We start from the raw sequence: 18,821 nt of genomic DNA, 5'->3' as shown, positions 1-18,821 counted from the left end.
TAAATGCCGACGCCGAACGCTGAATTCAACCCGGCCGCTCGATCACGAAGCGGTCGGTGATGCGCACGTAGCCGTTGCCCGCCAGCCGCCCGGTGGGCTTGAGCGTTTCCATGTCGACGTGGCGGCCGTCCCAAATGTGCTCGTCCACGTAAATACTCTCGATGCGCGCCAGCACCAGCGACCCGGCCAGGGGGCTATCGCCAAAGCGTACGATATCGAAAAGTGTGCAGCCAAACGCCACGGGCGCGGCCTTGATGCGCGGCACGCTAAGCCCCGGCATGTCGGCCTTTTCGAGCCCGGCGTGTTCGAACTCGTCCTCACCGGCCTCGAGGGTGGCGCTGGTGGCGTTGAGCGCCTCGATCAGGTCTTCGCTGCCGACGTGCACCACGCACTCGCCCACCGCGTCGAGATTGTTCACTGTGTCCTTGGCCTTGCCCTCGCCGTCCAGAAGCGGGGAAAACGCCAGCACCGGCGGGTCGATGCTGGCGACGTTGAAAAACGAAAACGGTGCAAGATTGGCCCGGCCCTCGGCGTCGCGGGTGGCGACCCAGGCGATCGGCCGCGGGCAAACGGTGCCGGATAGCAGCCGGTAGATCTTGCCCGCGCTCAGCTCGTTGTCATCGATCGCGTAGTGTGGCATTGCATGCTCCTCGGTAAGACTCCCTGGATGACGCCCGCGCCCCGGCGGCGCAAATCGCATCGCGTGAAACGTTTCAAGATAGCAGGTGATCGTGAGCCGCGAATAATCCGACCCAGCGACTGTGTTTTAATGGACCTGTATCCATGGACCTGTATCCATGGACCTGTATCAATGGACCCATATCAATGAACGATTCAGGGAGCCTTCATGCTGACGCTTTCCAACAACGTGACGCTTGCGGACTGGGAGATCACCCTTACCCAGATTCGCGCTCAGGGCGCCGGCGGGCAGAACGTCAACAAGGTCGCCTCTGCGGTGCATCTACGCTTCGATATCCAAAGCTCGACCTTGCCGGCGATCTACAAGGAGCGGCTGATGGCGTACTCGGATCAGCGCATCAGCAAGGAGGGCGTGATCATCATCAAGGCCCAAAGCCACCGCACGCTGGAGCTCAACAAGGAAGATGCGCTACACCGGCTCAAGGCATTGATTCTCGAGGCGGTCACGCCGCGCAAGGCGCGCCGCCCCACCAAACCGAGCAAGGGCGCCAAACGCCGCCGGGTGGACAACAAGACGCGCAAGGGCGCGATCAAATCGCTGCGGGGAAAGGTGTCGCACTAACGCGCTTTGGATCTCGAAGGATAGTGGCGCGCCACGACACCGGCGCTGGCAAGTGACCCGGGGCGGGGGTCTTTCGCCAGGGAAGGCGAAAGTAGCGTACAGGGAGGTATTTACAGCGCCCCCGCCCCGGGTGGCTTGCGAGCCCACCCAGGGCGATCACCGCAAAAGGCGATGTGGCCGATTCACTGGCCGCAATGCCGGTCGCTCAGGATGTGATGCAGCTCGCCACAGGCCACCATGGGGTCGTCGCAGTTGATCACGATGCGCGACTCGGCCAGCACGTAGCTGCGCCCGGTGATGGTGTTCTCGACCACCTGATACGCCCCCTCCTGATGCGTGCCGGTAAAGGTGCCGATGAAGCCGGTTTCGCGCAGCGACACCGTCTCGAGCCTGTCGCCCACGTTGAGCCGCCCCTCGTAGTTCATCAGCGCAAGCCTGGCCGACGTGCCGGTGCCGGTGGTGCTTCGGCAAATCACGCCGGGGTGCACGTAGGTCGTCGAGCGCGAGCGGATGTAGTCGTCGGCGACCGGCTCTTCGGGCCCCATGAAGTGCAGAAAGGGTAGCGGCCCCACGTCGCCCAATGTGTAGTGGGAGAAGCCGCGCTTGGCCTTGATCGCCTCGACGATCTTGTAGGCGCAGGCAGCCAGTGCGGCCTCCTCGTCGCGCACCAGTCGAAAGCCGAGCGCCTCGGCGTCGACCAGCGCGTAGAAGCCGCCGCTGTAAGCGATCGAAAACGTCACCTCGCCGATGCCCGGCACGGCAATGGTCTCGCGGTAGGTATCGATATAGCTTGGCAGCCCCTCACAGGTGACCCACTCCACCACACCGTCCCGAACCAGCGCCTCGATCTGAACGAGCCCCGCCGGGGCCTCGAGCTTGAAGCGCTGGATGCCTTCGCGTTTGGGCACCAAACCGCTTTCGAGCACCGCCGTGGCAGTACACAGCGTGTTCGAGCCGGAATAGATGGGGTAGCCCATCACCTCCATGATGATGTAGCCCGCCGCCGCCTCCGGGTGCGTGGCGGGCACGATCAGATCCACCGACATCTCGGGAATGCCGTAGGGTTCACCCAAAAGTAGCCGGCGAAGTCCGTCGGCGTCGTCGCGCAGGTACTCCATCTGCGCGCGTACGGTGTCGCCGGGCAGCGCATCGATGCCGCCGGTAACGATCCGGCTAACGTCGCCGCCGGCGTGGGTGTCCATCAGCTCCAGGGTGTGGCGATTGTTCACGGGCGGCTCCGGTCAGTGAGTAAAGACATGAGAGAGGTGATCGAACGTCGTTGCTTTTGACGTCGTTACCTTCGACGTCGTTACTTTCAAAATCAAAACTCTCGATCGAGCGCGTAGGCCGCCCCGTGGGCGTCCCACTGGGCGTCGGGCACGATCACGACCTTGCCGAGGTAGTCGCTGCCACGGCTGACGAAGTAGCGCTCGGCGTCGTGAAGCTTCGAGAGTTTGAACGCGGCGTGCAGCACCGGCTTGAGCGCGCCGCTGTCGATCCAGGCCATGAGCTTCGCCGCCTCCTCCCGGGTGCCGTGGGAGACGCCGAAGATCTGCACCTGATAGAGATAGATACGCGTCCACATGATCTCGCTCACGTTACCGCCGCTGGCGCCGGCGATCGAGAGCCTGGGGTAGGTGGTGCGCGCGCTCATGTCCGCGATCATGGTGTCGATGAACCGGTCGGTCATCTCGCCACCGACCAGATCCATCACCGCATCGATCGGCGCACCGCCGGTGGCCTCGAGCACGCGCTCGACGAAAGCGTCGAGACCGCTTCGGTCGATCACCGCCTCGGCGCCGAGCGCCAAAAGCGCCTGCGCCTTGTCCGGCTGGCTAACGGCGAAGGGCACCGCGCCGATGACCCGGCAGAGCTGAATCAGCGCAGTGCCCACGCCGCCGCTGGCGCCGCTGACCAGCACGCGCTCACCCGCGCGCACGCCGGCGGCGGTCATCATGTGATAGGCGGTCTGATAGGAGCACATGCCCATGGCGGCAAGCTCGGCGTCGGCAAGCGCCGGGTTCGAAATGGGATAGAACTGATCGGAAGGGACGGCAACGTACTCGGCAAAGCCGCCGTCGGCGCCGTGGCCGTAGTAGTCCGGCGCCAGGTTGATGTCGGCGCGGGCGTCCGGGTAGAGGTTGAAATCCAAAAGCCCGCGCTCGCCAAGGCGCGCCTCGCTGACACCGTCGCCCACGGCCACCACCCGGCCGGCAACATCCGCGCCCTGAATACGCGGAAAGGTCAGCGTCGGCGTCCCGCCCATGGCAAAGGAGGTCACTTCCTCCTTGCCCCTGGTCGGGTAGAGGCCTTCACGCGCCTTGCGGTCGGTGTTGTTCTTGGCCGTGGCGGTGACCTGCACCAGCACCTGGCCGGGGCCCGGGCGCGGGGTCGTGACGTCCTCGCGGTACACGAGCTTTTCGACATCGCCGTGCCCGGTCAAGAGCATCGCAGCCATGGTGTCGGGGACGGTTGAGCGCGCGTTGACCATAAAAGGTCTCCTGTCTCGGTGCTTGCGTGGGTTTGAATGACCATATCAAACTTTCCACCCCGCTCAATCCCCCGGCCGGGCCATTATTTAACGCAGGTCAAAACCACTTCTTGCGTTGGAAATACCACACCAGCATGCCGGCGATGAAGAGCATCAGCGCCCAGACGAAGAAGTAGCCGTAGCGCCAGCCAAGCTCCGGCATGTTCTCGAAGTTCATGCCGTAGATGCCGGCGATAAAGGTCAGCGGCACGAAAATCGCGGTGATCACCGTCAGTATGCGCATGGTGATGTTCAGCTGGTGCGAGGAGATCGAGATATAGCCGTCGACCAGGTCGCCGCAAATGTCGTAGTACATCTGCGTCAGGGTGTAGAGGCGCTCGAAGCGCTCGGCCACGTCGTTGATCGCGTGCAGGGTTTCGCTTTGATCCCGCGGCAGGTGCTCGTAGTCGTAGGCGGTCAGCTCCTGAGTGATGCCCTTGTGGTAGCTGAAGATGCGCCGCATTTTGACCAGCTTTGAGCGGTAGCTGATGATCTTGCGCATCAGCACATCGTTGCCGTCTTCCAACAGCGCGTCTTCCAGGTCGCTCAGCGCAGTCTCGAACTCCAGCAGGCTGTCGCTGTAATACCCGGCCGAGGTGTACATCACTCTGAGCGCCGCGCGCTCCGGCGACTGCGCCAAAAGCGCATGGCCCTGAGCGTTGAAAAGCCGCTCGATACTCATCGCCTCGCCCGGATGCAGCGTGATCAAGAACCGCTCGCCGATGAAAAACGCGATCTGCTGAGGCACGAAGTTGAGCTCGGCATCGAAGGATGAAATGCCGCGGTAGATGATCAGCGTATGGTGCTCGAACTCCTCGATCTTCGGCGGATGGCGATCCTTGTGGGCGTCCTGAATGGCCAGCGGGTGGCACTCGAAGCGCTCCAGCAGTTCGCGCTCGACCTCCTGGGGTTCGCCCTGAAGATCGATCCAGATATGGCTGTCCGGGGTGCTGCGCCACTGCTCGATGAGCTCTTCGCCGCCGACCAAAAGCGCGCTGCCCGGCGTGGTTAACATGGTGCGAATCATCGCCTGGTCTTCCTTAAAACGTTTAAAACCGTGCCGCTGCGGGCGCTAAAGGCTGAATACTTTAGTCTACGTTGAATTGAAGGGTTAACGCGACCGGCAATAATTAATGCCAATCCGGTCAAAAAGCCATACTTTTAGACCAAACGCTCACCGCGAGGAAACGCCATGAATCAGACCGAGGCCAAGGAACATGTACACGGCCGGCTGCACGCCCTGTTTGCCGACCCCTACCGTGCCTTCGACAACGATACGCCCGAACGCGAGCTGCATATCAAGGTCGCGCTCTACGTGCTGCTCGCCAGGCCCATCGCCCGCGGGTTGGTAACGCTTCGAATCGTCCACGGCTGGGAAAACGGCAACGACGACCCGGCAGCGCTCGCCCATATCGACTATCCCCTGGCCTCGCTCGACGATTTTCGCGCGGCGGCGAGCGGCTTTCAGGGCGACCAACCTCCCGCGGCCTCGAACGCCGGCGCCCTGCTGGCCGAGCCGCTGGCCGAGGCGCTGACCCGTGCCCGGCAGCAGGGCGTCACTCTGGAGCCTCACATCGAGCGGGCGCCGGCGCGCTGGACGGCGTTCGAAGGCGGGCTGGCGCTTTATACGCAGTTCAAGATGTACCACCGCCTGGTCTACGGCGAAGACGACAGCTACCGCTGCTCGCTGTGCCAAACGGCGCAGGGCGCGCGTGAGATTCACGAATTTCATCTCGAGGAGGGAGAGTTCGCGCTGCTCGTCCCACCAAAGGATGGGGCGCAGAGCGCTAAAACGCTGCTGGTTCTGCACGAAAGCCAACTCGATCAGATCGAGCGGCTTTTCGAGCTGTGTCTGCCGCTGGCAGACGATTGAGCGTGTCTTGTCCGGTAGACGTCAGCCAAGCGCAATGGTGCTGTTGATACCGCCGGAGACATTTTCCGGCTCGAACCAGCGGGCGGTGACGGTCTTGGTCTGCGTCCAGAACGCGATCGCCTGTTTACCGTTGGGGCCCAGATCGCCGAGTTTCGAGCCCCTGGAGCCGGTGAAGCTAAAGTACGCCACCGGCACCGGGATCGGCACGTTGATGCCGATCTGACCGACGTCGATATCGGTTTCAAAGCGCCGGGCCACCCAGCCGGAGCTGGTGAAGATCGAGGTGCCGTTGCCATTGGGGTTGGCGTTGATGAACGCAATCGCCTCCTCCAATGTGGCCACGTTGACCACGCACAGCACCGGCCCAAAAATCTCTTCCTGATAGATACGCATCGCTGCGGTCACGTCCGAAAAGAGCGTCGGCCCGACGAAGTTGCCTTCCGGGTAACCTTCCACCGCGTAACCGCGCCCGTCGAGTTTGAGCGCGGCGCCTTCTCGCTCGCCCTGCTCGATCAGCCCTTCGACCCGCGCTTTTGCCTGGGGCGATACCAGTGGGCCAAGATCCGCGTCGCGCTGGGTACCGGGGCCGACGCGCATGTTGCGCGCACCCTCGACGAGCTCGTCGAGCCAGGCCTGGGCCTCGCCTACCAGCACCACCACCGAGTTGGCCATGCAGCGCTGGCCCGCCGCGCCGAAGGCAGAGCCCAATAAGCTATTGATCGCCTGACTCTTGTTGGCGTCGGGCATCACCACGCAGTGATTTTTCGCCCCCATCATCGCTTGCATACGCTTGCCCGCCTTCGCCGCGCGCTCGTACAAAAGCCCGCCCACGTGAGACGAGCCGATGAACGACAGCGCCTTGATGCCCGGATGATCGGCGATCAAATTGGCCACCTCCGGCCCGCCGTGCACCACGTTGAGTACGCCCGGCGGCACGCCGGCCTCATGGGCGAGCTCGACCAGGCGCATGGTAGAGCTCGGGTCCTGTTCGGACGGCTTCAAAACGAAGGTATTGCCGGTGGCGATCGCCAGCGGAAACATGAAGCACGGCAGCATGATCGGAAAGTTGAACGCGGTAATGCCCGCGCCGACCCCGAGCGGCTGGTGCATGGTGTAGACATCCACGTCATTGGCCGCGTTCTCGGCAAGCTCGCCCAGCTGAAGCGAGGTGATCGAACAGGCGTGCTCGACCACCTCGAGCCCGCGACCAACCTCGCCTTCGGCGTCCGGCAGGGTCTTGCCGTGCTCCTCGGTGATCAGCGCGGCAAGCTCACCGGTGTGCTCGCGGATCAGCGCGGCGAGCTTCATCATGATGCGCATGCGCTTGTTCAGCGGCGTTTTACGCCACTCGGGAAAAGCCCGTTGCGCGCTTTCGATGGCGCGCTCGACCTCATCATTAGTGCAAAACGGCACGCGGGCCACGACCTGTTGGGTCGCCGGGTTGACCACGTCGCGCCACTCGCTGCTTTGCGAGGTGACGGCGGCGCCATCGATGTACAGGGGGATATCGCGTAGAGCCACAGCGTCTCTCCTTGGCTTTTATTATTGCTTTATCGAAGGTAAGCGTACCGGCCAAGATATAGCAGCAAGTTGACGTAAACGTCAATTGGCCTTGAGCGTCCGGGTGGGGCCAACTCCACGCCGTAGCGGCTTTACGCGGGCCGGACTATGCTGCGAGGTACTGCTTTGCGAGGCACTAATTGCGAAGTACGCCGTACGCTTTGCAAGCAGTACTCTGCGCTGTGTAAAAGGACGTCATCCTGGCGCAGGGAAAAGGGTCAAAGGTCGTTACCAGGAGGTACTCATGCAGACCTTTAGCTGTGGCTGTGGTAATCCGCTGTTTTTCGAAAATACGCGCTGTGTGGCCTGCGAATCCGAGGTGGGCTGGTGCCCGTCGTGCCGCGCCATCGTGGCGCTCGACCCGCTCGAGCAGGGCGGCTATCAGTGCACGACCGCCGGCTGCGACGCGCACCTGACCAAGTGCCACAACTACGCCGTCGAGAACGTATGTAATCGCATGGTGGTGACGGCCACGGTAGAGGATGCGCCGATGGATCAGGCATCCGATAACGGCTTCACGAGCCACACTTCAAGCGCCGATACCACCGGTATCGACGTACTCGGCAGCGACCCGCTGTGTGACTGCTGTCGCCACAACGACATGATTCCGGATCTGAGCGTCGAGGGCAGCCGCGAGCGCTGGGCCGCGCTGGAGGCGGCCAAACGGCGGCTTTTCTACACGCTGGATCTATTGAAGCTGCCTCACGGCGCCACGCCCCAGGAGAGCCACGTGCCGCTGCGCTTTTCGTTCATGGCCGACGCCCTGCCCGACCAGGGGCTCTGGCGCTCGGTGGCGGGCCAGCAGAAGGTGTACACCGGCCATGCCAACGGGCTGATCACCATCAACGTCAAAGAGGCGGACGCGGTCGAGCGCGAGCGCCTGCGGGTGGACATGAACGAATCCCACCGCACGCTGATCGGCCATTTCCGTCACGAAGTGGGCCACTACTACTGGGATCTACTGGTCAAGGATCAGGACGAGCAGGCGTGCAAGGCGGTCTTTGGCGATCACGACAACCCGACCTACAGTGAAGCGTTGGAGCAGTACTACCAGCAGGGTGCGCCGCAAGACTGGGCCGAGCGCCATATTTCCGCCTACTCCACCATGCATGCCTGGGAGGATTTCGCCGAAAGCTTCGCCTACTACCTGGATATGGTGTCGGTACTCGATACGGCGCTGCACATCGGCCTCTCCCGCGCCGAGTACGACGGTACGCTGGACAGCATGCTGCTGGCCTATCACCAGGTGGGCCAGGCCGTGAACGAACTCAATCGAGACATGGGGCTTTTGGATCTGGCCCCGGCGGTTCTCGCCCCGCCGGTGCGTGAAAAGCTCGACTACCTGCACACGCTGATTGCGCGCGCAGGCACCAAGGAGAGCGCGCCGCTTGATGACTAGTCGTTATCCTGTTCCCCGCTGAAGCTGCTCTGCGACTGGCTTTGCGTGACGCGGGGAACGTCTTCGCTGTTGACGAAGTAGGTGGTGCTGAGCGTGTCGTGGATTTTGGCGAAGCCCACCTGCAGCTCGTCGACGAACGCGTGCAGCTTGCTCGGTGAATGGGCGAGCGCCTGGATGTCGGCGTCGACCACGTCCGCACGCACCAGCGATACCGTCGCCACCACCCGGTCCTGGCGCGGCAGCCACTGAAGCTCGTGGGCCAGGATCTCCAGGCTGCAGGCGATCGCTCGCGGCAAATGGCTATCCTGAAGCAGAAAGCGCAGCACGTCCGGGCCACGCACGCGCAGGCGTACCTGCTGGCGATACATCTGATAGGCGGTCAGGGATTTGAGCACGCTCATCCACTGCAGGTTTTCGAAGGGCAGAAGCTCCTCCGGGTTTTGCGGCAGCAGGCTCGCCGAACGCACGTCGAGAATTCGCGTCGTCATGTCGGCGCGCTCGAGCTGGCGGCCCAGCTGGATGAAGGTGCGCGCCGGGCCGTAGCTTAGCGTGCCTTCGATCAGCCCGGTCAGGGTCTGACAGCTGCGAATCACGTTTTTCAAAAAGGTGTCACGCCGGCGCGGGCTGACGCCGTTTTCGGCGTGATCCGCCACGCTCAGATACAGATGATTCACCTCTTCCCAGATCTCGCGCGGCACCACGTCGCGGGTGGTGCGCAGATTCTCGCGGGCGCTGGCAAGCGCGGCAAGAATGGAGCTTGGGTTTTCGGTATCGGCGCAGAGAAAATGCACCACCGCCTGCTCGTCGAAGTGATCGAAACGCGCGCGGTACTGCTCGAGCGTGCCGGTCATTTCGATCAATGGCGCCCAGCCCAGCGGCAGGTTGCGCGGCAAGTCGAGCATCAGGTGGCTGTTGACGCTCAAAAGCCTCGCGGTATCCTCGGCGCGCTCGATGTAGCGCGCCATCCAGTAAAGATTTTCAGCGACCCGTGACAGCATGGCTCAGTCCCCCTTTTGATCGGCGTGGGCCGGGTCGAGCTCGTCGACCTCGACGATCCAGGTGTCCTTGCTCCCCCCGCCCTGGGAAGAGTTGACCACGAGCGACCCTTCCACCAGCGCGACCCGCGTAAGCCCCCCGGTGGTCACGTGGATGTCCGGGCCGGAAAGAATGAAGGGGCGCAGGTCGACGTGGCGCGGCTGCGGAAGCCCGCCGGCAAGCGTCGGCGTGGTGGACAGTGCAAGCGTTGGCTGCGCCATGTAGTTGCGCGGATTGGCGCGAATCAGCTCGGCGAACTCCTCGCGCGTCTCTTTGGTCGAGCGCGGGCCGATCAGCATGCCGTAGCCGCCGGACTCGTTGGCCGGCTTGACCACTAGCTCGTCCAGATGCTCGAGCACGTAGTCACGGTCCTTGTCGAACATGCACAGATAGCTCGGCACGTTGGGCAGAAGCGGCTCCTCGTCCAAATAGTAACGAATAAGCTCCGGCACGAAGGCGTAGACTACCTTGTCGTCGGCGACGCCGGCGCCCGGGGCGTTGGCCAGCGCCACGTTACCCGCCCGCCAGGCACGCATCAGTCCGGCCACGCCGAGCGTCGATTCCGGGTTGAAGACCTCCGGGTCGAGGAACTCGTCATCGACTCGACGATAGATCACATCCACTCGGCGACGTCCTTCCACCGTGCGCATGTAGACCACGTCCTTGTCGTCGACCAGCAAGTCGCTGCCCTGAACCAGCTCCACGCCCATCTGCTGGGCGAGGTAGGCGTGCTCGAAGTAGGCGGAGTTGTAGATACCCGGGGTGAGTACGACCACCTGCGGGTCGTCGCCGGGGCGCGGCGACATCGCCGCCAGCATGTCGTAGAGCTGGGCGACGTAGTCATCCACCGGCAAAATCTTGTTCGAGGCGAAAAGCTCCGGCAGCACGCGCTTGGTGACGTTGCGGTTTTCGAGCATGTAGGAGACGCCGGAAGGAATACGCAGGTTATCCTCCAGCACGTAGAGCGTGCCGTCGCCCCCACGCACCAGGTCCGAGCCGCAGATATGGGCCCACACCTTATGGGGCGGGTTGATGCCCACACACTGCGGGCGAAAATTGACCGACTGCGCCAGCACCTCCGCCGGCAGCACCTTATCCTTGACCACCTTCTGGTCGTGGTAGAGATCGTCGATGAACAGATTCAACGCCTGCACGCGCTGCTTGAGCCCGGCCTCGGTCTTGCGCCATTCACTGGCCGAAATGATGCGCGGCACGATATCGAAGGGCCAGGCGCGGTCGATCATCGCGCCTTCGGAATACACCGTGAAGGTAATACCCATGGTACGAATGGCGATTTCGGCGGCGGTCTTGCGCTCGGCGAGTTCATCGGCGCTGAAGCGGGCGAGCATGTTGCAAAGCTCGAGCGCCGAGGCGCGGGGTTGGCCCGGGGCGGCGATGAGCTCGTCGAAAAAGTCTCGACAGGGGTAATGATTCCAGTTCACTTGGCTCATGGGCGCTCTCCTGGCGCAGCGAAGGACCACGGGTCCGATAGCTTCAGTTTAGATCCTTCTTTTTTAATCGCACTCTATCGGGTAACGCTCTGTAAACGTTATTCAACTCTAGACAACGTATGAAACATTCAACGCAAATAGTGCTGCAAAAAAAGCGACCCAGGGCGATACTTCACTTCATTCAGCGATGATCCGCCGCGGTGCCGGTGTCAGGGCCTGGGCGACTCCATCGAACTTCGCTTCAACCAAGGGTGGCCCATGACCATTCGCGTTGCCTTGCACCACCGTACCACCTACCGCTTCGATCGCGCGGTGGCGCTTTCACCCCACGTGATTCGCCTGCGTCCGGCACCGCACTGTCGTACCCACATCGAGGCGTACTCGCTGGACATCTCCGGCGACGATCACTTCGTCAACTGGCAGCAGGACCCCTTCGGCAACTTCAACGCGCGGGTCGTGTTTCCCACGCCACGGCGCGAACTCACCATCGCCGTCGAACTCATCGCCCCCATGACGGTGATCAACCCCTTCGACTTCTTTTTGGACGACATCGCGCAAACCGCGCCTTTCGTCTACCCGGATGGGCTCAAGGGTGAGCTTGGCCCCTACCTCGAGGCAGAAGCGCCGGGGCCAAAGCTTGCCCAATGGCTGAGCGAGGTGGATAAAACGCCGATCACCACGGTGGATTTTCTGGTCGCGATCAACCAGCGCTTGCAGCGCGACATCAGCTACCTGGTGCGTATGGAGCCTGGAGTGCAAAGCTGTGAAGAGACGCTGACGCTGGGCAGCGGTTCGTGTCGCGACAGCGCCTGGCTTCTGGTGCAGATCTTTCGCCATCTGGGCCTGGCGGCGCGTTTCGTTTCGGGCTACTTGATCCAGCTGGTGCCGGACGTCAAGGCGCTGGATGACGGGCCCAGCGGCACCGAGGTGGATTTTACCGACCTGCACGCCTGGACCGAGGTCTTTCTGCCCGGTGCGGGCTGGGTCGGACTCGACCCGACCTCGGGCCTGTTCGCCGGCGAAGGTCACATACCGCTGGCGGCCACGCCCACCACCGGAAGCGCAGCGGCGATCACCGGGTTCTCGGAGAAGTGTGAGGTCAGCTTCGACGTCGAGATGCGCGTCGAACGCATTCACGAAGACGCCCGGGTCACCAAGCCCTACAGCGATGCCCAGTGGGCGAACATCGTCGCCCTCGGCGACCAGGTAGACGCCGAGCTGCAAAAACAGGACGTTCGCCTGACCATGGGCGGCGAGCCCACCTTCGTCTCGATCGACGACATGGAGAGTCCGCAGTGGAATATTGATGCGCTGGGCGCTCACAAGCGCGAGCGCGCCGAGGCGCTTTTGACCCGGCTGCAGGCCGCCTACAGCGATGGCGGTGTGGTTCAGCAGCAGCAGGGCAAATGGTACCCGGGCGAGCCACTGCCGCGCTGGGCGCTGGCCTGCTACTGGCGCAAGGACGGCAAGCCCCTGTGGCGCGACCCGAAATGGCTCGCCTGCATGGCGGATGCCCCAAGCGTTCACGCCAACGAGATGCTGGCAAAAAGCTTCACCCACGCGCTGGCCGAACGGCTGGGCCTCGAGCCACGCTTCTGGATTCCGGCCTTTGAAGACGCCTACTACTACCTGTGGAAAGAGCAGACGTTGCCGGTCAACATCGACCCGCGCGAGGCGAACCTGAAAGACGACGCCGAGCGGCGTCGGCTGGCCCGGCTTCTGGAGCGAGGCCTCGGCGCGGTGGTGGGCTACGCCCTGCCCCTTCGCCACTCGGTGAGCCAAAGCCACCGCTGGGAAACCGGGCGCTGGCCGATCAAGCGCGATCACCTTTATCTCACTCCAGGTGATTCGCCCATGGGCCTGCGCCTGCCGCTGTCGGCGCTGCCCTGGGCGGACCCGGACGACCAACCCAAGGCCCAGTCGGTGTTCGCCCCGCGCGCCGAGATCGGCGACATTCACGGCGAAGTGGCGCGGCGTCACGCCGAGCAACACCGCTTTAGCAGCGCCGAGCGTTTCGGCCAGAGCACCCACACGAGCTCGAGCCACCCGGAAGGCGAGTCGGTGCAGCAGCAGCCCAGCGCCGAGGAGGACCGCGGCAAGGGCGTGGTGCACACAAGCCTCTGTGTCGAGCCCCGCGACGGGCGCCTGCATATCTTTTTGCCGCCGCTGACGCACCTGGAGCACTACCTGGATCTGCTTGGCAGTATCGAGGAGTGCGCCAAAGAGCTTGGCTGCCCGGTGATGATCGAAGGCTACGCCCCGCCCCGCGACCCGCGGCTGGAGAGTTTCATGATCACCCCGGACCCGGGTGTGATCGAGGTCAACATCATGCCCGCCGCCAGCTGGCAAACCCTGGTGGCGCAAACCGAGCGGCTTTATGAAGAGGCGCGCCTGTCGCGGCTCGGCACCGAAAAATTCATGCTCGACGGCCGCCATACTGGCACCGGCGGCGGCAACCACGTCACCCTGGGCGGCATTACCCCGGACGACTCGCCGTTTCTTCGCCGCCCGGACCTGCTGGCGAGTCTCGTCACCTACTGGCAGCACCACCCGAGTCTTTCGTACCTGTTCTCCGGGCTCTTCATCGGCCCCACCAGCCAGGCCCCGCGGGTGGACGAGGCGCGCCACGAGGCGCTTTACGAGCTCGAGATCGCCCTTTCTCAAATGCCGGTCGGCGAAGTGGTCCAGCCCTGGCTGGTCGACCGACTGCTGCGCCACCTGCTGACCGACTTGACCGGCAACACTCACCGCGCCGAATTCTGCATCGACAAGCTCTACTCGCCAGACAGCGACAGCGGGCGGCTGGGGCTTTTGGAGCTTCGAGGCTTCGAGATGCCGCCCCATGCGCGCATGGGATTAATGCAGATGCTTCTGATCCGCGCGCTGGTCGCTCGTCACTGGAAGGCGCCCTACCGCGCCCGGCCGGTGCGCTGGGGCAGCGCGCTTCAAGACCGCTGGATGCTACCTCACTACCTGTGGGAAGACTTGAGCGACGTGCTGGGCGATCTGCGCCATCACGGCTTCCACTTCGAACTCGACTGGTTCGAGCCGTTTCGGGCGTTTCGCTTTCCCGTCCACGGCCGGCTCACGACGTCGACGCTCGACATCGAGCTACGTCAGGCGATCGAGCCCTGGCACGTGCTCGGCGAAGAGGCCACCGCCGGCGGCACTGCGCGCTACGTCGACTCCTCCGTCGAGCGTCTGGAGGTCAAGGTCAGCGGCATGAGCGATGAGCGCTATATCGTCACCTGCAACGGGCGTCGCGTGCCGCTCAAGGCCACCGGGCGCAGTGGTGAAGCGGTGGCCGGAGTGCGCTACCGTGCCTGGCAGCCACCGTCGGCGCTGCACCCGCACATTCCGATTCACGCGCCGCTGGTGTTCGATGTGATCGACACCTGGAACGAGCGCAGCGTGGCAGGCTGCACCTATCATGTGGTTCACCCTACCGGGCGCAACTTCGAACACTTCCCGGTCAACGCCTTCGAGGCCGAGGCGCGCCGGTTGGGGCGCTTCATTCCTGGCGGCCATACCCACGGCTTCCAGATGCCCGACGCGGAGTTGCCAAGCCACGAACTGCCGCTGACGCTGGATCTACGCCGCCGGCCCAGCTAACGGGTTATCATCCACCCTCACTCGCCGTTTTGGAACACTGTATGACCGCCTCTGTGACGCCCTTGCCCACCGCTATCGGGCTGGTCGAGGGATATATTGAACAGCTAGGCAAGGGAATGCCCGCACCGTTCGACGCCATGGTCGACCGCCACGGCCAGCTACGCCCGGGCTGGCCGGCACTGCTTTCGTGCCTGGACGCACTGGGCGCGCCCGGCCGCTTTCGCCAGCAGGAGGATTTGAAGGGTCTACTGGCTGAAAACGGCGTGATTTTCAACATGCACGACGAGCACCAAGGTCGCTCCTGGCGGCTCGACCCGCTGCCCTGGGTGATCCAGCCCGGCCAGTGGCAGACCCTGGAAGCGGGGCTTGTGCAGCGAAGTCGGCTGTTCAACGCCATCTATCACGACCTTTACGGCCCGCGTACACTGTTCGATGCGGGGCTTTTGCCCACTCAGGCGCTGCTCGCCTCGACGGATTTTCTGCTGCCGGCCCACGGCGCCCACCCGGCCGATCGCGCGCCGATCAACTATCACGGGGTCGACGTCATTCTTGACCGTGACGGCCGCTGGCGAGTAGTAGGCGACCGGCTCCAGGCGCCGTCGGGCACCGGATTCGCGCTCGAAAACCGCATCCTGATGGCCCGCGCTTTGCCGCAGATGTATCGCAACGCGCCGCTCAAGCGCCTGGCGAGCTTTCTCGACGCCCACCACCGTACCCTCACCGTGCTGGCCTACCAGCATCGCGACAACCCCACCGTGGTGCTTTTAAGCCCGGGGCCACAAAGCCCGCGCTACTTCGAACACGCTTATCTTGCCAACTATCTCAACATCGCGCTGGTCCAGGGGCAGGATCTGGTGGTGCGAGAAAGCCAGCTCTGGCTTCGAACCCTTGGCGGGCTCAAGCCTGTCGACGTGGTGCTGCGCCACTGCCGGGATGCCGAGTGCGACCCGCTGGAGCTCAACGGCGACTCGGCGATCGGTGTGCCCGGGCTTTTGCAGGCCGCGCGCACCCAAGGGGTAGCGCTCTCCAACGCTTTGGGCGTCGGGGTGCTGGAAAGCGAGGCGCTGACGAGCTATCTGCCCGCGCTTTGCGAGCACCTGCTGGGTGAGCCGCTCAAGCTCACCGCCGCGACCGCCGACACCGCCTCTGCCACCATGCCGGTGTTCGATGAAACCCTCTCCACGCTGAGCCCGGCCACTTTCAACCTGCGCTGCTTCGTGGCACGCACGCCCAAAAGCGTGACGGCGCCAAAGGCCACCGACGAGGATTACCAGGTACTGCCCGGCGGGCTTGGCTGGCTCGGCGAGCCGGGCTCGCCGTCGCTTCAAAGCCCGGTGGTCAAGGATGTATGGGTCACCGCCGACAGCGCCCAGCCCCACGTCAGTCAGCTCAAGCAGGCGCGCGGCCCGGTCGTGGTCACTCGCGACAGCGAAGATTTGCCCAGCCGCGTAGCGGAGTGCCTCTACTGGCTGGGGCGCTACGGCGAGCGCCTCGATAGCCGCGCCCGACTCTTGCGCGAGGCGCTGATGCGGCTCATGGAGTACGACCAGGACGATATCGCCGACCAGGTGCTGGACGAGCTTTTGCTGGCGCTCGATCTGTGTGATCCCAAACGCGCCGACGCCGCACCGCCTCAAGGCTTTGGGCCGAAGCGGGCGGCGCTTCTGACCCAGTTCGACGGGCGCGACTCGCGCGCGCTGCAGCCGCTTTTTTCGCAGCTTTTACACAACGCGCGCAGCGTGCGTGACCACCTGGGCGACGACTCCTGGCGGGTCGTTCACCAGCTTCGTCAGCAGTTCGACGCCTTCGATCCAAACATCGATACCAGCGCCGCGCGGCGCGCCTGCGAAGGGGTATTCGCCCAACTCGCCGGCTTTTTCGGGCTGTGCAACGAGACCATGCCGCACCATTTTGGCTGGCGGTTCATGGATATCGGCCGCTTTCTGGACCGGGCGCTGGGGCTTTTGACGCTGTTGAAGCTGACCCTCAATGCCCGCCCGGAGCGGCGTTCGGCGCTATGGGAGGTCGTGCTGGCCACCACCGACAACTTCACCGCCTACCGACGGCGCTACCGAAGCGAGCTTCACCCGGCGGCGATCATCGACCTGCTACTGTTCGACGAAACCAACCCGCGCTCGGTGGGCTACATGCTCAAGCGCCTGCACAAGCAGGTCGAGCGGTTGCCCGGCAGCGCTACGCCTTACCGCAACGCCGAGCGTAGGCTCTTGATTCAGGCCAACGCCGCGCTGCACCTGGCGGATATCGACCGGCTCAGCCACGTCAACGACACCCCGGAAGCTCAGCAGGCGCTCGTCCAGCTGCTCGATGAGCTGCTCGCACCGCTCAACGCGCTGTCCGATGCGATCAGCCACAGCCACTTCAGTCACGTCGAGCGCGCGCGGCTGCTGGTCAGCGTAGAGGTCGCACCGTGAAATACACCCTTCGCCACACCACGCGCTACCACTACGGCGCGCCGGTCACGCTTTGCCATAGCGAGGCGCGGGTGCTGCCGCGCAAGGCGCAGTATCAGCAGTGCGGCGCCTCGACGCTCACCATTACGCCAACGCCGCACTATCAGGCCGAGCGGCGCGACGTGTTCGGCAACCGGGTACTCTATTTCGCGCTGGAAGAGCCGCACCGCACGCTCGACGTGACCGTCACCACACCGATCAACACCTGGGGAATGAGCCCGCTGCCGGCCTCATCGAGCGGCTGGGAGCAGGTCGCGACGCTGTTGGACGCCGACTCGCGCTTCGAGACCCAGCTCTACCGCATGGACTCGCCCTTCGTGCGCAAAAGCGATGCGCTCGCCGCCTTCGCCAAACAGTGCTTCACGCCTAATCGACCGATCATCGAGGCGGCCCAGGCGCTGACCGCCCACGTGCACGCCCATTTCGAGTACGACCCGAGCTTCACCACGCTCGCCACGCCGCTTTCCGAAGTGCTGGCCAGCCGGCGCGGGGTTTGTCAGGATTTCGCCCATCTGATGATCGGCGCGCTGCGCTCGATCGGCCTTTCGGCACGCTACGTCAGTGGCTATCTGGAAACCGAGCCGCCGCCGGGCAAGCCGCGACTGGTGGGCGCCGACGCCTCGCATGCCTGGCTTGCGCTGTGGGTCCCGGAGTGGGGGTGGCTGTCGCTGGACCCGACCAACGGAACGCTGGCCGGCGAGCGCCACCCGGTGCTCGCCTGGGGGCGCGACTATTTCGATGTAGCGCCGCTCAAGGGGGTCATGAACGGCGGTGGAGGGCACCACCTGGAGGTCGAGGTCGACGTGATCCCGTTCAAGCGCAGCGCCGGCTAGAGCGGTCGCGGCGAGGATTCCATCGCCGGGCGGCCAGCGCCGCCTGGCGATATTTCAGGCGGCTTCGTAGGCGGCTTTCAGCCGGTAAAACTCGTCGACGATCGCGGACATCTGATGGTCATCGTAGTCACAAAGCCCACTGACCACGAGCTTTTTGGACCCGACGCCCACCGATTCGCCGGCGGATTCGATAGCGAACTCCAAAAGCGCCTCGGCGCGTTTGCCCTGAACGCTCAAGGAAGAGTCGGTCAGCGCCAGATTCGGCGTGAAGCCATCCAGGCGCGTCAGCGAAAAGCCCATACTGTCGTAGATGACCAGCGGACGCTTGGGGTTGAACATCACCCCGTGCTCTTCCATGAGCGGTTTCAGGTAGTGCGGGAAGTTCTTGCCCGAAAAGGCCACATAGCAGCGCGCGAAGTTCTCGATCACGTCCGGCTCGAATGTCGTTTCGCCCGAGCGCGTCACGTGCAGGTAGCACTTGCCGCTTTCATCGCACACGTGGAGCTTGCCGTCGTCTCCTTCGCTGAACTTGAGCGGCGTGTCCGCCGCGACCATATTGGTAAAGCGAAATTCCATGTGGCGCGAAAGCCCGAATTTGGCCAGCACCAGGGTGAACAAAAGATCCCCTGGCACGCAAAAACGCCTCGCGTCCGGATTATGGATGGGGTTGTAGTCACCGGCGACGCCCTTGGCGAAACGGCTTGCCTGCTCCGCGGAGATCACCACGAGATCTCCGCGCTGCGTGTAAAAATCCTTGAACATGGCTTTGCTGCCTGCCTAGCGTTGAAGTCGAAAA

The 18,821-nt window shown here is 63.8% G+C and carries 14 protein-coding genes; 6 read left to right on the top strand and 8 right to left on the bottom strand.

Annotation, left to right across the window (positions count from 1 at the left end; genetic code table 11):
- Window positions 1-25: 25 nt before the first annotated feature.
- A complete protein-coding gene (locus tag RN346_RS05260) occupies window positions 26-640 on the bottom strand; it encodes a flavin reductase family protein (protein WP_311962358.1) in 615 nt (204 codons plus the stop codon).
- 207 nt (window positions 641-847) lie between these two features.
- On the opposite strand from RN346_RS05260, the gene arfB reads away from it, so the two are divergent.
- Window positions 848-1,261, top strand: coding sequence for an alternative ribosome rescue aminoacyl-tRNA hydrolase ArfB (gene arfB, locus RN346_RS05255; RefSeq protein ID WP_263584662.1), 414 nt, complete (start codon window positions 848-850; stop codon window positions 1,259-1,261).
- Window positions 1,262-1,443: 182 nt separating this feature from the next.
- Here arfB and RN346_RS05250 read toward each other — a convergent pair whose 3' ends face one another.
- The 3 genes from RN346_RS05250 to corA all read right to left on the bottom strand — a co-directional run bounded on the left by RN346_RS05250 (window position 1,444) and on the right by corA (window position 4,818).
- Complete coding sequence (locus tag RN346_RS05250) at window positions 1,444-2,490, bottom strand: proline racemase family protein (protein WP_311960406.1); 1,047 nt, start codon at window positions 2,488-2,490, stop codon at window positions 1,444-1,446.
- A 92-nt stretch (window positions 2,491-2,582) separates the two neighbouring features.
- On the bottom strand, window positions 2,583-3,752 hold the full coding sequence (locus tag RN346_RS05245; protein WP_311962357.1) for an alcohol dehydrogenase catalytic domain-containing protein: 1,170 nt from the start codon (window positions 3,750-3,752) through the stop codon (window positions 2,583-2,585).
- Window positions 3,753-3,849: 97 nt separating this feature from the next.
- Entirely contained in the window at window positions 3,850-4,818 is a 969-nt protein-coding gene (gene corA, locus RN346_RS05240) for a magnesium/cobalt transporter CorA (RefSeq protein ID WP_311960404.1), read from the bottom strand.
- A gap of 165 nt (window positions 4,819-4,983) precedes the next feature.
- Between corA and RN346_RS05235 the strand changes: the two genes are divergently transcribed.
- Window positions 4,984-5,664 (top strand): hypothetical protein, encoded by a 681-nt coding sequence (locus RN346_RS05235; protein ID WP_263584666.1) that lies wholly within the window; start codon window positions 4,984-4,986, stop codon window positions 5,662-5,664.
- Between the two features lie 21 nt (window positions 5,665-5,685).
- Here the strand turns inward: RN346_RS05235 and RN346_RS05230 are convergent, their stop codons facing one another.
- Window positions 5,686-7,185, bottom strand: a complete 1,500-nt coding sequence (locus RN346_RS05230; protein ID WP_311960403.1) for a CoA-acylating methylmalonate-semialdehyde dehydrogenase — start codon at window positions 7,183-7,185, stop codon at window positions 5,686-5,688.
- A gap of 283 nt (window positions 7,186-7,468) precedes the next feature.
- Here RN346_RS05230 and RN346_RS05225 point away from each other — a divergent pair, with 283 nt between their 5' ends.
- Window positions 7,469-8,623, top strand: a complete 1,155-nt coding sequence (locus RN346_RS05225; RefSeq protein WP_311962356.1) for a putative zinc-binding metallopeptidase — start codon at window positions 7,469-7,471, stop codon at window positions 8,621-8,623.
- On the opposite strand, the gene RN346_RS05220 is transcribed toward RN346_RS05225, so the two are convergent.
- Together RN346_RS05220 and RN346_RS05215 are read right to left on the bottom strand one after the other, a co-directional pair.
- Complete coding sequence (locus RN346_RS05220; RefSeq protein ID WP_263584669.1) at window positions 8,620-9,621, bottom strand: alpha-E domain-containing protein; 1,002 nt, start codon at window positions 9,619-9,621, stop codon at window positions 8,620-8,622. The genes RN346_RS05225 and RN346_RS05220 overlap by 4 nt on opposite strands.
- Window positions 9,622-9,624: 3 nt before the next feature.
- Complete coding sequence (locus RN346_RS05215) at window positions 9,625-11,109, bottom strand: circularly permuted type 2 ATP-grasp protein (protein WP_263584670.1); 1,485 nt, start codon at window positions 11,107-11,109, stop codon at window positions 9,625-9,627.
- Between the two features lie 258 nt (window positions 11,110-11,367).
- Here RN346_RS05215 and RN346_RS05210 point away from each other — a divergent pair, with 258 nt between their 5' ends.
- Genes RN346_RS05210 through RN346_RS05200 form a run of 3 tightly spaced genes read left to right on the top strand, consistent with a single transcriptional unit; the run spans window position 11,368 to window position 18,025 of the window.
- Window positions 11,368-14,721, top strand: coding sequence for a transglutaminase family protein (locus RN346_RS05210; protein ID WP_311962355.1), 3,354 nt, complete (start codon window positions 11,368-11,370; stop codon window positions 14,719-14,721).
- Window positions 14,722-14,762: 41 nt separating this feature from the next.
- Complete coding sequence (locus RN346_RS05205) at window positions 14,763-17,153, top strand: circularly permuted type 2 ATP-grasp protein (RefSeq protein ID WP_311962354.1); 2,391 nt, start codon at window positions 14,763-14,765, stop codon at window positions 17,151-17,153.
- Window positions 17,150-18,025: a transglutaminase family protein gene (locus RN346_RS05200; RefSeq protein WP_311960397.1), complete on the top strand. Its 876-nt coding sequence runs from the start codon at window positions 17,150-17,152 to the stop codon at window positions 18,023-18,025. The genes RN346_RS05205 and RN346_RS05200 overlap by 4 nt, the downstream gene beginning before the upstream one ends.
- Before the next feature lie 54 nt (window positions 18,026-18,079).
- Here RN346_RS05200 and RN346_RS05195 read toward each other — a convergent pair whose 3' ends face one another.
- Window positions 18,080-18,787, bottom strand: coding sequence for a DUF3581 domain-containing protein (locus RN346_RS05195; RefSeq protein WP_263584674.1), 708 nt, complete (start codon window positions 18,785-18,787; stop codon window positions 18,080-18,082).
- Between the last annotated feature and the right edge of the window lie 34 nt (window positions 18,788-18,821).

Source organism: Halomonas sp. PAMB 3232, from assembly GCF_031954225.1.
Classification (GTDB): domain Bacteria; phylum Pseudomonadota; class Gammaproteobacteria; order Pseudomonadales; family Halomonadaceae; genus Vreelandella.
Note: the sequence above shows the minus strand (reverse complement) of the source record. Positions and strands in the feature narration are given on the sequence as shown.